13 protein-coding genes are annotated in these 14338 nt (G+C 55.8%); 3 read left to right on the top strand and 10 right to left on the bottom strand.

Features of this window, described 5'->3' with window-relative positions:
* Positions 1–53 precede the first annotated feature (53 nt).
* Positions 54–767: a murein tripeptide amidase MpaA gene (mpaA, locus tag ETG88_RS09000; protein WP_123427763.1), complete on the top strand. Its 714-nt coding sequence runs from the start codon at positions 54–56 to the stop codon at positions 765–767.
* On the opposite strand, the gene ycjG is transcribed toward mpaA, so the two are convergent.
* Positions 758–1723: an L-Ala-D/L-Glu epimerase gene (ycjG, locus tag ETG88_RS08995; RefSeq protein ID WP_100780012.1), complete on the bottom strand. Its 966-nt coding sequence runs from the start codon at positions 1721–1723 to the stop codon at positions 758–760. The genes mpaA and ycjG overlap by 10 nt on opposite strands.
* A 95-nt stretch (positions 1724–1818) precedes the next feature.
* Here ycjG and tpx point away from each other — a divergent pair, with 95 nt between their 5' ends.
* A complete protein-coding gene (gene tpx, locus ETG88_RS08990; RefSeq protein WP_100780011.1) occupies positions 1819–2325 on the top strand; it encodes a thiol peroxidase in 507 nt (168 codons plus the stop codon).
* Positions 2326–2676: 351 nt separating this feature from the next.
* On the opposite strand, the gene ETG88_RS08980 is transcribed toward tpx, so the two are convergent.
* From ETG88_RS08980 to ETG88_RS08965, 4 genes are all read right to left on the bottom strand, one after another.
* Positions 2677–2913 (bottom strand): DUF2543 family protein, encoded by a 237-nt coding sequence (locus ETG88_RS08980; protein ID WP_102103823.1) that lies wholly within the window; start codon positions 2911–2913, stop codon positions 2677–2679.
* Positions 2914–2965: 52 nt separating this feature from the next.
* Complete coding sequence (tyrR, locus tag ETG88_RS08975; RefSeq protein ID WP_100780008.1) at positions 2966–4513, bottom strand: transcriptional regulator TyrR; 1548 nt, start codon at positions 4511–4513, stop codon at positions 2966–2968.
* A 106-nt stretch (positions 4514–4619) separates the two neighbouring features.
* A complete protein-coding gene (locus tag ETG88_RS08970; RefSeq protein WP_100780007.1) occupies positions 4620–5669 on the bottom strand; it encodes a YcjF family protein in 1050 nt (349 codons plus the stop codon).
* Complete coding sequence (locus tag ETG88_RS08965; RefSeq protein WP_100780006.1) at positions 5666–7063, bottom strand: YcjX family GTP-binding protein; 1398 nt, start codon at positions 7061–7063, stop codon at positions 5666–5668. The genes ETG88_RS08970 and ETG88_RS08965 overlap by 4 nt, the downstream gene beginning before the upstream one ends.
* A gap of 153 nt (positions 7064–7216) precedes the next feature.
* Here ETG88_RS08965 and ETG88_RS08960 point away from each other — a divergent pair, with 153 nt between their 5' ends.
* Positions 7217–8227, top strand: coding sequence for a LacI family DNA-binding transcriptional regulator (locus ETG88_RS08960; protein ID WP_129035222.1), 1011 nt, complete (start codon positions 7217–7219; stop codon positions 8225–8227).
* A 35-nt stretch (positions 8228–8262) separates the two neighbouring features.
* On the opposite strand, the gene ETG88_RS08955 is transcribed toward ETG88_RS08960, so the two are convergent.
* The 5 genes from ETG88_RS08955 to ycjS form a co-directional block, all read right to left on the bottom strand.
* A complete protein-coding gene (locus tag ETG88_RS08955) occupies positions 8263–9177 on the bottom strand; it encodes an OmpG family monomeric porin (RefSeq protein ID WP_129035221.1) in 915 nt (304 codons plus the stop codon).
* Positions 9178–9243: 66 nt separating this feature from the next.
* Positions 9244–10326 carry an ABC transporter ATP-binding protein gene (locus tag ETG88_RS08950; RefSeq protein WP_129035220.1) on the bottom strand — a complete coding sequence of 361 codons (1083 nt, stop codon included), beginning with the start codon at positions 10324–10326 and terminating at the stop codon, positions 9244–9246.
* Complete coding sequence (gene pgmB, locus ETG88_RS08945) at positions 10307–11014, bottom strand: beta-phosphoglucomutase (RefSeq protein WP_129035219.1); 708 nt, start codon at positions 11012–11014, stop codon at positions 10307–10309. Before pgmB ends, ETG88_RS08950 begins: the two co-directional genes overlap by 20 nt.
* Positions 11007–13277 (bottom strand): glycoside hydrolase family 65 protein, encoded by a 2271-nt coding sequence (locus ETG88_RS08940; RefSeq protein WP_129035218.1) that lies wholly within the window; start codon positions 13275–13277, stop codon positions 11007–11009. Before ETG88_RS08940 ends, pgmB begins: the two co-directional genes overlap by 8 nt.
* A complete protein-coding gene (gene ycjS, locus ETG88_RS08935; protein ID WP_129035217.1) occupies positions 13271–14329 on the bottom strand; it encodes a D-glucoside 3-dehydrogenase in 1059 nt (352 codons plus the stop codon). Before ycjS ends, ETG88_RS08940 begins: the two co-directional genes overlap by 7 nt.
* Between the last annotated feature and the right edge of the window lie 9 nt (positions 14330–14338).

Below are 14338 nucleotides of genomic sequence, written 5' to 3'. Positions count from 1 at the left end.
AGCGCGTGTTTTACACAACACTGGCTATAAAGAACTCGCTATCAGGATTTCATATGTCACTTACCCGCCCAAGAACGGAACGTGGCGCTTTCCCGCCCGGAACGGAACATTATGGCCGCTCATTTCTGGGTGCCCCGCTGATCTGGTTTCCTGCCCCGCAGGCCGACCGCCACAGCGGGCTTATCATCGCCGGGACGCACGGGGATGAGAACTCCTCCATCGTCACCCTCTCCTGCGCGCTGCGTACGCTGGCACCCGATCTGCGTCGTCATCACGTGGTGTTAACGGTGAATCCAGACGGCTGCCAGTTAGGGCTGCGGGCCAACGCGCGCGGTGTCGATCTGAACCGCAATTTCCCGGCGGCCAACTGGCGAGCGGGAGAGACGGTTTATCGCTGGAACAGCGCGGCGGACGAGCGTGACGTGGTGCTCCTCACCGGTGAAAAACCCGGCTCCGAGCCTGAAACCCAGGGGCTGTGCCAGCTCATTCATCATCTTCAACCGGCGTGGGTGGTGTCGTTTCACGATCCGCTGGCCTGCATCGAAGATCCGCGCCACACGGAGTTAGGCGAGTGGCTGGCCGACGCCTTCGCGTTGCCGCTGGTCACCAGCGTCGGATACGAAACGCCAGGCTCGTTTGGCAGCTGGTGCGCAGACCTCGGCCTGCACTGCATCACGGCCGAGTTCCCGCCCGTCTCCTCTGATGAAGCGAGCGAGAAATACCTGAAAGCGATGACCGGCCTGCTGCGCTGGCAATCTCAGAGATGAAGCGTCCCGGTAGTAAAATTCAGCGCAGGTGAGACATCTACGGCGAGCCAGGTGGGTCCATCAAGATCGGCGTAGCTCACTTGCTCTGTCAGCGGCAGTGCGGCGCTGATGGCTCTTGAGGTGCAGAGCATACAGCCAAGCATCAGCGCGAACCCGTCAGCCCGCGCCTGTTTCGCCAGCGCCAGCGCTTCGGTTAATCCACCCGTCTTATCAAGTTTAATATTCACCATCTCGTAGCGCCCTTTCAGCCCGGCCAGGCTGTCACGCGTGTGGCAGCTCTCATCGGCGCAGATAGGCAACGGGTGGATAAAGTTTTCCAGCGCGGCGTCTTGTGCCGACGGCAGCGGCTGCTCCAGCATCGCCACGCCCAAATCAGCCAGCAGCTGACAGCGCGCGGCCAGCCCTTCACTCTTCCAGGATTCGTTGGCATCGACAATGAGGGTCGCATCAGGAACCGCGCTGCGGATCGCCACCATCCGCTCGCTAATCAAATGATCGTCAAGCTTCACTTTCAGCAACCGCGCCCCGGCCTCATACAGCGCTTTAGCACTTGACGCCATCTGCGCAGGCTCGCCGATCACTACCGTTTGCGCCGTCACAATGGTCTGCGGCAGTACCACGCCAAGCGAGTCGCTGATCGTGTGATTCTGCCGATGCGCCTCCAGCGACCACAGCGCACAGTCGACCGCATTACGCGCCGCACCCGCCGGGAGCGCCTGTTGCAGCGCTTCGCGTGTCAGCCCCTTTTCCAGTTCAGGAACGATAGTCATGATCTGCGCCATCACCGACGCGAGACTCTCGCCGTAGCGAGGATAAGGTGTGCATTCGCCCGCGCCCTTCACACCGTCTTCTTCAATCTCGACGACGACTACGCTGGCTTCGCTACGGCTACCGCGAGAGATCACAAACGGGGTATGCAGTGGCCACGCTTCTTCATAGACCTTGACGGTTCTCATCACTCACTCCTGTAGGGAAAAATAGGTTTGCCGTGTTATCCGCTGTTGTCATACACTAGCCGCGACGTTAACTATATGTAAACAGGAAGATATCTATGTCACAACTCGTTCATTTCCAGGGCAACCCGGTTTCTGTTGCAGGTTCCATTCCGCAGGCAGGCAGCAAAGCACAGGCTTTTACCCTCGTGGCAAAAGATTTGTCTGACGTAACACTGGGTCAGTTCGCCGGTAAACGCAAAGTCCTGAACATTTTCCCAAGCATCGACACCGGCGTTTGCGCTGCGTCTGTGCGTAAATTCAACCAGCTGGCGACCGAAGTCGACAACACCGTGGTGCTGTGCATTTCCGCGGATCTGCCGTTCGCCCAGTCCCGTTTCTGCGGCGCAGAAGGTCTGAGCAACGTTATCACGCTTTCTACCCTGCGTAGCCCTGATTTCCTCGAAAACTACGGCGTAGGTATCGCGGAAGGCCCACTGAAAGGCCTGGCTGCCCGTGCAGTCCTGGTGATTGACGAAAACGACACCGTGATCTTCAGCGAGCTGGTCAACGAAATCACCAACGAACCCGACTACACCGCTGCGCTGGATGTGCTGAAAGCGTAATAGCATCGCTCAGTGCTCAGAATTTCAAAGCCTCGCTGATGCGGGGCTTTCTTTTGTCTGACGTCTGCCCAGCAAGGACACTCTTTGTCCCTGTGCACACTATCGAACGGTTGCGGGATGAACTTAACTGTGGAGCAGGCGTGGGGGAAAATTCTGGAAGGGTATGATCCGTTTGGTAACAGGATGCGGTTTTGCAAGGCGTGAATGATAAAATCTGAGGAGGATGTAGATCTTCCTGAGCCGCATCTCGCTCATTGAGATGACTCCCCTGAGCGAGATGCGGATGTCCGACGCCAGCTTCGCGCAGCATGCGGACATCGCACTCAATACGGCGATATCAGAACGCGATCATCACCACGTATTCAAAAACTCCGCGATCTCATCGATCCGCGTTTCATCGATACCGGCTTCCCGGGCCATCTCACTCTGCGCCTCTTCGCTGATCTCTTCGTTATTCATTAAACGCGTGATCAGCGACTGGAAATAATAGGCCACCGCGTCGCGCTCTGCTTCGCTGACGGGCTTTGCGGATTCCTTTGAATATTCATCCGCGATGTCATAAAACTTTAATGGTATTTCATTGCTCATACGTTAAGCCTTAATGTTTGGATAGCAAAAACCCCGCCCGCGCGGGATTTTCTCAGTTCTGGTCGTCCGCTTTCTTCTGATTCAGACCGTACTCACGCAATTTATTGGCGATGGCCGTGTGCGATACGCCCAGGCGTTTCGCCAGTTTACGGGTGCTCGGATAGTTGCGATAAAGTTGGGTCAGCACAGAGCGCTCGAAACGGCTGGTGATGTCATCCAGCGAGCCTTCCATCGCCTCTTCGCCAACCGACACGGTTCCCGCATCGTAATCCGGCAACAGAATGTCCTGCGAGCGCAGTTCGTAACCTTCCAGCTGCGTGAGCGCACGGTAGACGGCGTTTTTCAGCTGGCGGATGTTGCCCGGCCAGCCGTAGCGCGTCAGCATCGAACCCAAATCCGCCGAGAGCTTCGGACGCGGCACGCCCTGTTCGTCGGCAAAGCGCGCCACGAACAGTTCGGTCAGCGGCATTATGTCCTGCGGACAGTCGCGCAGCGGCGGAATATTCAGGGTCAGTACGTTGAGTCGATAATAGAGATCTTCCCGGAATACGCCCTTTTGCACCAGTTCGACGAGGTTTTTCTGCGTCGCGCAAATGACGCGCACATCGACGTGAACCTCGTGATCTTCCCCGACGCGGCGGAAAGTGCCGTCGTTGAGGAAGCGCAGCAGTTTAGCCTGCATGCGCGGCGACATCTCGCCAATCTCATCCAGCAAGACTGAGCCGCCGTTGGCCTGCTCGAAGAAGCCTTTTTTGCCCTCCGGCGCGTGGCCGAACAGCTCGCTCTCAACGGCATCTTCCGGAATGGACGCGCAGTTCAGGGCCAGATAGGGTTTTGCCGCGCGTGGGCTGGCGGTGTGAACCGCATGTGCGAGTAAATCCTTACCGGTTCCCGTTTCGCCGGTGATCAGCAGCGGCGCAGTGAGATTCGCAAGTTTACGCGCCTGGTCCACCACATGCTTCATTTTCGGGCTAACGGCAATAATCTGACTGAACGCGCCGACATCCTGGTTGGAGAGATTCTGCAGCTGGCGCCCCATACGGATGGTCGAACGCAGCATGATCACCGCACCGGTCAGCACGCTGACGTCATTCTCACCGCGCAGATGCACCGGGGTGATCTCCATCAGGAAGTTCTGGCCGCCGATCACCACATGTTCGCTGTGCGTGCCCTGCGGATTGCTGTCGAGCCAGCGCTGGAAATTGAAACCGGCGATCAGCTGCGCCGCGTGATGGTTGCTCAGTTTTTCCTGACTCTGGCCGAACAGCTGGCAGCTCGCCTGGTTGGTGCGCTCCACTTTGCCTTTCAGATCGAGGGATAAAAACGGTTCAGGCATCGCTTCGAGCAGTGCACTTAACGCCAGATGCTCGCGCTCTGATGGCATCCACGGCACGGTACGCACATCCGTAACGCCAGCGATACGGCGGATTTCCGCCATCAGGCTGCTGAAGGTATTAAATTCGATTTCGGCAAAATTGAGGTAAATTCGCCCGATAGGGTCGATATCGATGCCGCGCAAATCAATGTCACGCAAAACAAGGAGATCGAGTAATTCGCGGGTCAGGCCGATACGGTCCTGACAGAACACTTCCAGACGCATGGGAAATTCACTCTTTAGCCAGTAACCTTAAAATGATATGTCAGATATCGTCTGGCTGGAAGCTCGCTGTCAACAAATATTGACAGCGAGTTGAATTCTTCAGCGTTTACTGCGGTTTTTTGCTCAAAGTCTCTTTCAACTGACCAATCAGTTCACGACGGAAATCCCCGAGACGCGGTTTATCGTCATTCATCCATGGCAGGGGGCGGCATAATTCCATGGCTTTGATCCCCAGACGCGCGGTTAACAGACCCGCACCGATCCCCTGTGCCGCGCGGGTGGACAGTCGTGCGGCAAGATCCTGAGACATCCAGTCCATCCCCACTTCACGGACCAGTTCACTGGCACCGGCAAAGGCCATATTCAGCAGAACCAGGCGGAAAAGGCGCAGACGGCTGTAATAGCCCAGTTCGATGCCATACAGCGTGGCAATGCGATTGATAAGCCGCAGATTACGCCACGCAATAAAGGCCATATCCACCAGCGCCAGCGGGCTGACGGCAATCATCAGCGTCGACTCCGCCGCCGAGCGGCTAATCTCACGCCGAGCCTGCGAATCAAGCACGGGCTGAACGATACTCGCATAGAGACTCACGATTTCACGGTCGTTTTGCGTTTCATGGATCGCCGCGTACCAGCGCTGCAGAGCCGGATGGGACTGGTCAATCCCGGCCTGGCTCGCCAGTTTTTCACAGAATGCGCGCCCTTTTCCGGTGGCATGACTGTGTAACAGATCGCGCGCTTCGTCGCGCTCATGGGCGCGCTGGCGCAGTCGCCACAGACGACGCCATTCGGTCGCAATCGATCCAACGCCCGCCCCGACGATAAGCGCACCGGCCGCGCAGCCACCAAGGGCCACCCAGTCCTGGGTCTGCCAGGCATTCATCGTCCACTGCACGCCCTGACCGACCACGCTCACACCAAAGAGCGTCAAACCGGCGGTAACCATTTTGCGCCACAGGCTACGTTTAGGCCGCAGGGCGGCCTCAACAACCGCTTCGGCCGGCCCTTCGTCCGACAGCAGTTCGTCAGCAACGACAGGCGCGAATTTCTCGGCCTCCGGGCCACTGAAAGCCTGGGCGGATTTAAAGGCTTCGTCGCGCGCCTGCTCAAGCGTGCCGGTAAAATCGATGCGTGGCTTTAAGGGTTCGGTCATCGCAGTTTATCTCCTATTAAAAACTCCAGCGCCGCGTCCAGGCGAATATGCGGTAACGGCTGATCGACGTTCATCGCCTGAGGGCGAAACGCTTCAAACTGAAAACCCTGCTTTTCCCAGAACGCCTGCCCCGGCAGACGGGCGGGCACTTCCCCAGGATAAACCGTCAGCGGCTCGCCGTCGCTCAGACGATTACCACGCAGGGCCGGGATTTTCTCACCGTTGACATCAATCAGCCCGCTCTGCGTCGCCTGCACCGCGGCCAGCCCCAGACAGTCCATGCTAATCCCTTCAAACGCCGCATTTTGCCAGGCGTCCTGCACCAGCTGTTGCAGCAGCGACACCATATTCGCGTGCTGATCGACCGTGACATGATCGGCTTTGGTCGCCGCAAACAGCAGTTTGTCGATCACCGGTGAAAACAGGCGGCGGAACAGGGTACGCTGTCCGTAATGGAAACTTTGCATCAGCTGCGTGAGGGCGAGGCGCATATCGTTGAAAGCCTGTGGCCCACTGTTCAAGGGCTGAAGACAATCCACCAGCACGATCTGGCGATCGAAGCGCAGGAAGTGATTTTTGTAGAACCCCTTCACCACCTTCTCGCAGTAGTAGTTAAAGCGATCGCGGAGCATCCCGACGTTGGTGTGTTTATCCGCCATCGCCAGTTTTGATTCACCCCAGCTATCGACATCTGGCCACGGGAAGAACTGTAAGGCAGGCGCACCCGCCATTTCGCCCGGCAGGACAAATCGCCCAGGCTGGATAAAATGCAGCCCCTGCTGTTTACATTGATGCAAATAATCGGTCCAGGCCTGCGCAATTGCCGCCAGACGGTTCTCGTCGGCCGGAGCCAGCGGGTCTAACCCGGCGCACAGCTCACGCCATTTTGCCGACCACTCCGCGCGCTGCCCCTGCAGCAGTCCGGTCATTTGCCGCGACCAGCTCAGGTAGTCCTGGGCCAGCATCGGCAAATCGAGCAACCATTCACCGGGATAATCGACAATTTCCAGATAGAGCGTGGATGTGTCTTTAAAATGACGTAATACGGATTCGTTAGAACGAAAGCGCAGCGCGAGACGGATTTCGCTCACCCCGCGCGTCGGCGTTGGCCAGGCGGGCGGCGTGCCGTACAGCTGTGCCAGCCCTTCGTCATAAGTAAAACGCGGGATGCCAAAGTCGCGCTGCGGTACACGCTTCACGCCGAGCAGGCGCTCTTCGCGCGCGGCACTCAGCAGAGGCAGGCGCGCTCCGGCGTGTAAATTAAGAAGCTGGTTGACCATCGCGGTGATAAATGCGGTTTTGCCGCTGCGGCTAAGTCCCGTCACCGCCAGACGCAAATGGCGGTCTACGCCACGGTTAACCAGTGAGTTGAATTCGTTTTTAAGTCGCTTCATCGCCATCCTGTTTTGCCCCGAAGACCGCTGATATCAGCTTCAGAATACAATAAATTGGGGCAGATCGTTGATTTTCAATTCATTGTCACTGTCATTCCCGTTTTTTCTCCCGTAATATAATCCCACTACCGCTATCATGGAGTTGTAAGGTGTATGTCACCCACCATTTATGATATTGCACGTGTTGCTGGCGTATCAAAATCAACCGTGTCCAGGGTTCTAAACAAGCAAACAAATATCTCCCCGGAAGCACTTGAAAAAGTGCAAAAAGCGATTGATGAATTAAATTATCAACCCAACAAGCTGGCCCGAGCCCTGACCACTTCAGGTTTTGACGCGATCATGGTTATTTCCACGCGTTCAGCCAAGACCACAGCCGGTAATCCTTTTTTCTCTGACGTTTTACATACCATTACGGAAAAAGCCGAAGAGGAAGGTTTTGACGTTATTCTTCAAACGTCGAAAAGTAGCGAAGATGATTTGCAGAAATGCGAAAATAAAATTAAGCAAAAAATGGTTAAGGGAATTATTATGCTCAGCTCCCCGGCCAATGAATCTTTTTTCCCACGGCTTGATACCTATGGCATTCCCGTCGTGGTAATTGGTAAAGTCGAAGGCGATTTCCAGAATATCTATTCAGTCGATACGGATAATTTTCACGGTAGTATGACGTTAACCGATACGTTTATTCGCAATGGCCACCGTAAAATCGCCTGTCTGCATGCGCCCGTTGATTACCACGTCTCAATAGACCGTCTCGCGGGTTATAAAGCCAGCCTTGAAAAACACAACATTGCCTTTAATGCTGATTGGGTTGTCGACGGCGGATATACCCACGAAAGTGCGCTGGACGCGGCCTGTCAATTACTCTCCTCAGCACAGCCACCACGCGCCGTTTTCGCCACGGACAGTATGAAACTTCTCGCTCTGTATCGCGCAGCGGAGGAATTAAACCTGATGATTCCGGAACAGCTGGCGATCGCCGGTTATACGGATCCGTTGCTGTCGTTGATATTGACCCCTGCACCGGCTGGCTTCGAAATCCCTACCCGCCAGTTGGGCGAAAAGAGTTGCGATGTCCTGTTCAAACGTATCGCCGGAAAAGAGGCTCCACGCCAGGTCATTGTTGACACGGCACTCTCTGAAACGCCCTCTCTTCGCTGAATCCAGGGGCGTCAAAGCCCCTGGCAGTCACCCCGTCAGAATGCGTAGTTCACGCCGACGCCCGCATAGTGGAAGCGGTCGTTTTTGCCTTCGTCGTGATTTTCCCATTCGTACGCGTATTCCAGCGTCATGGACAATCCATTCGTAAAATCGTACGCGTAGAGCATACCCAGGCGGTTAAAATCATGCCCTTCGCGGTCAGGATCGTCCTGCCAGTCCCAGTTCGACCAGCGATCCAGACCAATTCGGGTATACGGCGTCAGCGTGGTGTTCCCTAACGAAATCGGTAAATAAGCTCGAATTTCCTGCGTCGAGAATTCACCGTTATTCCGGCCGCCGTCCATATTAAACCCGCGCTCTAAATAGTAGTTCGCTTTAGCCGAAATGGTTTCGTTGATGGTCCAGGTAAATCCGGTTTCGGTTTCGACACGACTGTCGGAATAACCGGTTTTTTCAAGATCGTTGGCAAACTGATACATCGCAAACCAGCCGCTAAAACGCCAGTCATCGCTAAGTTTTAGATCCCAGTCCGGCTGAATTTTATAGCGCTGCATATTGGCGGTGCCGTCTTTCGCGCCGTGTTCATCTTTAAAATGGTAGCCATAATTGCGGAAGCCACCGGTCAAACCGAGGGTGAAATCGTCGCTGCCGATAATACGATAGCGCAGCTCAAATTCCGGGCGATCAAAATAGGTCCCGCGTGTCATGCTGCTGTAATCTACCGGACCTTCCTGATACATGGCCAGTGAAATAGTCCATGCGTCCCAGGTGGCATTAAACCAGACGGAAGGTTCATATAATCCATCTTTATCTTCGCCCTGTCCTTCGACGTTTTCAATCTCATACATAGCACCTATATTAAAGTGCCATTTTTCTTGATTGTCAGCCGCCTGGGCGCACGTTACCCCTGCGCATAATAAAAGCGCAGCACTTCTGTGTAGAGTACTCATTTGTATATTCCTTTATAAAATAACGACTAAAAAAGCCGGAAAGAAAATTCCCGGCAACGAAATCTTTTATCTCAGCGCTATTTCGCTATCAGCGTCGAAGAAGTGACATTTATCCATTTCAAACTGAATGGCCAGGTTATCCCCGGCACGGTAATCGTTGACCGCGCCGGCGCGCAGAACCAACTCATGTCCCCCCACTGTGGCGTAGAGCATAAACTCTGCTCCGGTGAGTTCGGCCACGCTGACTTTGGCTGTGATGTCCATGGGGATGCCTGATGACGTGAGAATGTCTTCGGGCCGGATGCCAAAGACCACCGCCTTGCGCTGATATCCCATCGCATTCAGCACAGCGAGTTTCGTCTCGGGGATCTCAAGACGCAGCGTTTCAGTGACGAAATAACGGCCATCAATTGCCCCGCGAATAAAATTCATGGCCGGTGATCCGATAAAACCAGCAACAAACATATTGGCCGGTTCGTTATAGACCTGCTTCGGTGCGCCCACCTGCTGAATATAACCGTCCTTGAGAATCACAATTCTCGTCGCCATGGTCATGGCTTCCGTTTGATCGTGAGTCACGTAAATCATGGTGGTGTTCAGTTTCTGGTGCAGCTTGCTGATCTCTGCACGCATCTGCACACGCAGCTTGGCATCGAGGTTGGACAAGGGTTCGTCCATCAGGAAGACTCCCGCCTCGCGCACAATCGCCCTTCCGAGTGCCACACGCTGGCGCTGGCCGCCGGATAACGCCCCCGGTTTTCGCTTCAGATAATCACGCAGCCCCAAAATTTGCGCCGCCCAGCTGACCCTTTCCTCAATGACCGCTGGCGCTATTTTTTGCATCTTCAGACCAAACGCCATGTTGTCGTAGACGGTCATATGCGGATACAGGGCGTAGTTCTGGAACACCATTGCGATATCGCGCGATTTGGCCGGAACATCGTTCATCCGCACCCCGTCGATAAACAGCTCACCCGCACTGATCTCTTCCAGCCCGGCAATCATGCGCAAAGTCGTCGATTTGCCACAGCCCGACGGACCGACAAAGACGATAAACTCTTTATCTTCGATTTCGAGGCTGAAATCCTTCACCACATGAACCTGGTTGTCGTAGATTTTTTGAATATGTTTAAGCGATAGCTGAGCCATTATGCCCCCTTAAGTGATGCCCGTTCTGGCCGCGCATGGCCTGCCAGAAATCGGATAAACGCGGCCAGGACAGTTCATACGTGGAAGAAAGTGTTAAACCTGCGCCGGATAACTCGCCGCCGATCCCAACCGACAGCATGCCTGCGGCATTGATCGCCTCAATACCCGCCTGCGCATCTTCAATCCCAATCGTCTGCTCCGGTGTGACGCCTAATCCTGCGCAGGCCGCCAGGAAAATGTCAGGATGCGGTTTCGAGAGCTGAATGCGCGACGCGTCGGCGCAAAAATCGAAAGCGCTGGCGATCCCCAGAGCCTGGAGGATCGTGGGCGCATTAAGGGAGACCGACGCCAGCCCGATGCGCACCTTGTTCGCGCGGATTTCCGTCAGCAACTGCGCAATACCCGGCAGAAGTGAATCGCGGGTTAACCCCTTAAGCGATTCGACGTACAGCGCATTTTTGGCCTGCGCCAGTTGCTCGCGCTCTTTCTGACTAAACGCCTCTTCCATTCCACCGTGGCGCAAAATACGGGCGAGTGAGTCCATCCGACTAATACCCTTCAGCCCGGCATTGAACGCCTCGTCAATCGGGATGCCTATCTCTGACGCCACGCTCTGCCAGGCCAGAAAGTGCAGATGCGCCGTGTCGGTAATCACCCCGTCTAAATCGAAAATCACCGCCTTAAACATTGTTGCCGCCCTCCGTGGTAGCGGTCCCAAATTCAGGTAAATCAACAGTGCGCGTTTCATTGGCTAAAAGGTGGTGTGTTTCTCCCCAAAGCGTCACTGCAATCGGTGCGCTGGAACGCAGCGTCACTGATGCGCCCTTAACCAGAATATCGAGGCGTGCAGCGCGCCACTGAAGAGAGAATTGCAGTCGCTGCCAGTGTGCCGGCAGTTGCGGCGTCAGATGCAGTTCGCCATCAATAATCTGCATCCCGGCAAAGCCCTGAACGACACCCGACCAGATTGCACCCGTTGCGGCAGCGTGGATCCCATCGTCGCAACTGTGAGGATCGTCCCCCAGATCAATCGCCGCACCCGCTCGCCAGAAGGCATAGGCGCGCGGGGTATCACCGCAGCGAGCAGCCACAATGCCGTGAATCGACTGACTCAATGAGGAGTCGTGGATCGTGCGCGGCTCGTAGAAGGCCAGATTCGCCGCACATTGTTTGCGGTCGAACTTATCTGGCAACAGATAGTTGAGCATCACCACGTCCGCCTGCTTGAGGATCTGCATTTCATTGACCTCCGCGCGGGAGTAGTCCAGCAGAATGGTTTGCTTACCGGCCTGCGCCTTGTAACGGCGTAGATCAATCGCAGGTTTCGCCATAAAGGTGTCATCCTGCGGGATAACCCCCTGCGCATCAGTGGAAGGCAGCCACAGACGCGCCAGGAATTTCTGCGCCGCTTCTGTAAACGCATCGTCCTGCCGATTAAAGTGTTCCATCAGCGCCAGGGCATCATGGACGTTTTGCCAGGCCATATAGTTGCTAAAGGCATTGTTGTTCACATGCTCGGTATACTCGTCCGGGCCGATAACGTCGTGGATCTCAAGCCGGCCATTCACGTCTGTGGCCCGGGAGATCCAGAACGACGCGGTTTCCATGAGCAGCGCCAGCCCCTCACTGCGCATGAAGTCGCTGTCGCGCGTCGCTTGCCAGTAGGCCACGACGGCCCAGGCGATATCGGCGACGATATGGTGCTCCGCCAGCGCCGACGCCACTTTTTGTCGCAGGCCGGTGCGAATATTGATGGCGGCGTATTCAGGGGTCTCCTCCTGGCCGCTGTCTGCGCTCTCCCACGGAAACAGCGCTCCCGCCCAGCCGTTGCGCTGTGCTTTCTCACGGGCTCCGGCAAGGTTCAGCCAGCGATAACGCAGCAAGCTGCGGGCCGTTTGCGGCCGCGTAAAGAGGTGGAACGGTAACAGGAAGATCTCAGTGTCCCAGAAAACGTGGCCTTTATAGCCTTCGCCGGTCAGCCCTTTCGCCGCGATACTGCAACGCTCGTTGTGCGCAGGCGTCATGGCCGTCAAATGCCAGACCGAGTAGTCAAGGGTGAGCTGATCCTGAGGATCGTCGGATTGCACGCTAACGCGGCTGGTTTGCCAGTGCGTGTCCCAGGCAAGTGCAGACTGTTCCAGCAATGCGTCGTAGCCCTGCTCCGCGCAGCGTTTTAGCTCGGCCAGGCCTTTTTGTGCAAAGGCAGACTGCTCAAGTTCTTTATCGTGGCGATGGGTTATCCAGACGATTTTCTCCAGCGTAACTTTCTGCCCCTCTTCTGCCTCCAGTGCATGGTGGCAGTTCAGACGCCGGTTTTTGGCGGTAAAACAGTTTTCACTCGGGGTATCCAGCTGACAGCTCGCGGAGATCACGACGTCAGTCGAGCGATCCTGAGTTTCATACACGCCTTGCATGAAATGCTGATCAAATACCTGAACAGAGGTTTCATCCAGATGCTGTCGACCGCTGTTGGTTTGCGTCGCGTCGATTCCAGTCGAGAAGCTGATGCGCGCAGCGCCGTCCAGGGGAGTGACGGAAAATTGCAGCGCCACCAATGGCAGCTGATCCAGTGAGACAAAGCGGCGGCTGTCGATGCGAAAGCGTTTTCCCCTGGTTGAACGCCAGACCAGGCTGCGGCGTAGCTCGCCGTTAGAGAACGCTAACTCACGCTCCCAGCAGAGAAGCTCACCTGCCAGTAGCGAAAAATGTTCGCCGTCCAGCTGCAGTTCAATCCCCAGCACATCGGGGAGGTTCACCAGTTCCTTCGTTTCGTTGCGCCCTGCGCGGTGGTAAACCCCTGCCAGATACATGCCGCGCGTTTGCTGCGTATAGTCCTCTTCATGACTGGCGCGAATGCCCATATAGCCATTGCCACAGGCCATGATCGACGCGTACTTGTTCAGACTGTGCGGGCTGAACGTGGGTTCTGAAAGACGAGAGAGGTTCAGCATAACTCTACGCTCTCCCGTGTTTCTGCCGATTCATAGAGCGCCGCCACGAGCTGCTGGATCACCAGCCCCTGCTCAGCATCGGCAATCATCACCGGCTCGCCCAGCACATGGCGCACAAATGCTTCCATGCTGCGTAAATGGCGCTGATCGTCCGCGTCGTCGCGGCTTAAAATCGTCTGTAACTCGCCCCCCACGTCGTCATAAATATGCGCCGGGAATAATGTCGCGCCCGCTTTTTCACCGCAAAATGAGACGTTCATGATCGATTTCTCGCGGATGTTAAGGGCAAACGATGTATCGAGACGTAAGATCCCCCCGTTGCAAAACTCAATAGTGCCAAACAGCGCATCTTCAACGGTATAGTCTTTGGGGTCCCATTCACCAAACTGCCCGCAATGCTTAGTGGTGCCCAGCTTTTGAAAACTGTGTGCTGTCACGCGTTTCACCGCCGGGAACCCCAACACGTACATCGCCACATCGAGCATATGGATGCCAATATCAATCAATGGCCCACCGCCTTGTAGCGACTTATTGGTAAAAGCACCCCAGCCGGGAACACCGCAACGACGTAACGCCTGCGCGCTGGTGACATAAATCTCGCCAAAGGTGCCGTTCTGAACCGCTTCACGCAGCAGCTGCGCATCCAGCGCGAAACGATGGTGAAAATCGTAGGCCAACACTTTTCCAGCATGCCGAGCCGCCAGACGCATCTCGTCTGCCTGTGCAGGTGTCATCGCGGGTGGCTTTTCGCACATCACGTGGCAACCCGCCACCAGCGCCGCCATCACATGTTCATAGTGAAAACGATTCGGCGAGCAAACGCTCACGATGTCAGGCTTTGCCTCCTGCAACATCAACCTCGCGTCCTGATACACACCTGCGATAGCGTGGCGCTCAGCAAATGCCTGCGCCTGATCCAGGCGGCTGTCCATGACAGCCACCATCTGCAGATCGCTGCGCGTGGCGTAATACGAGGCATGCACTTTGTCTGCAACCTGCCCGGCGCCAAGGATGGCGACGCGCAGAGGCAAAGGTGTAGAAGCACTCATCACGCTCGTCAT

The sequence above is a fragment of the Lelliottia nimipressuralis genome, from assembly GCF_004115925.1.
GTDB lineage: Bacteria > Pseudomonadota > Gammaproteobacteria > Enterobacterales > Enterobacteriaceae > Enterobacter > Enterobacter nimipressuralis.
The sequence above is the reverse complement of the archived record's forward strand: the minus strand, read 5'-3'. Positions and strand labels throughout refer to the sequence as shown.

Excerpts from the sequence above, each read along its gene's own strand:
- ETG88_RS08980 (WP_102103823.1), bottom strand. The coding sequence starts at position 2,913 with ATGAGCAATGAAATACCATTAAAGTTTTATGACATCGCGGATGAATAT.
- ETG88_RS08960 (WP_129035222.1), top strand. The coding sequence starts at position 7,217 with ATGTCACCCACCATTTATGATATTGCACGTGTTGCTGGCGTATCAAAA.
- mpaA (WP_123427763.1), top strand. The coding sequence starts at position 54 with ATGTCACTTACCCGCCCAAGAACGGAACGTGGCGCTTTCCCGCCCGGA.
- ETG88_RS08940 (WP_129035218.1), bottom strand. The coding sequence starts at position 13,277 with ATGCTGAACCTCTCTCGTCTTTCAGAACCCACGTTCAGCCCGCACAGT.
- ETG88_RS08955 (WP_129035221.1), bottom strand. The coding sequence starts at position 9,177 with ATGAGTACTCTACACAGAAGTGCTGCGCTTTTATTATGCGCAGGGGTA.
- ETG88_RS08965 (WP_100780006.1), bottom strand. The coding sequence starts at position 7,063 with ATGAAGCGACTTAAAAACGAATTCAACTCACTGGTTAACCGTGGCGTA.
- pgmB (WP_129035219.1), bottom strand. The coding sequence starts at position 11,014 with ATGTTTAAGGCGGTGATTTTCGATTTAGACGGGGTGATTACCGACACG.
- tpx (WP_100780011.1), top strand. The coding sequence starts at position 1,819 with ATGTCACAACTCGTTCATTTCCAGGGCAACCCGGTTTCTGTTGCAGGT.
- ETG88_RS08970 (WP_100780007.1), bottom strand. The coding sequence starts at position 5,669 with ATGACCGAACCCTTAAAGCCACGCATCGATTTTACCGGCACGCTTGAG.
- ETG88_RS08950 (WP_129035220.1), bottom strand. The coding sequence starts at position 10,326 with ATGGCTCAGCTATCGCTTAAACATATTCAAAAAATCTACGACAACCAG.
- tyrR (WP_100780008.1), bottom strand. The coding sequence starts at position 4,513 with ATGCGTCTGGAAGTGTTCTGTCAGGACCGTATCGGCCTGACCCGCGAA.
- ycjG (WP_100780012.1), bottom strand. The coding sequence starts at position 1,723 with ATGAGAACCGTCAAGGTCTATGAAGAAGCGTGGCCACTGCATACCCCG.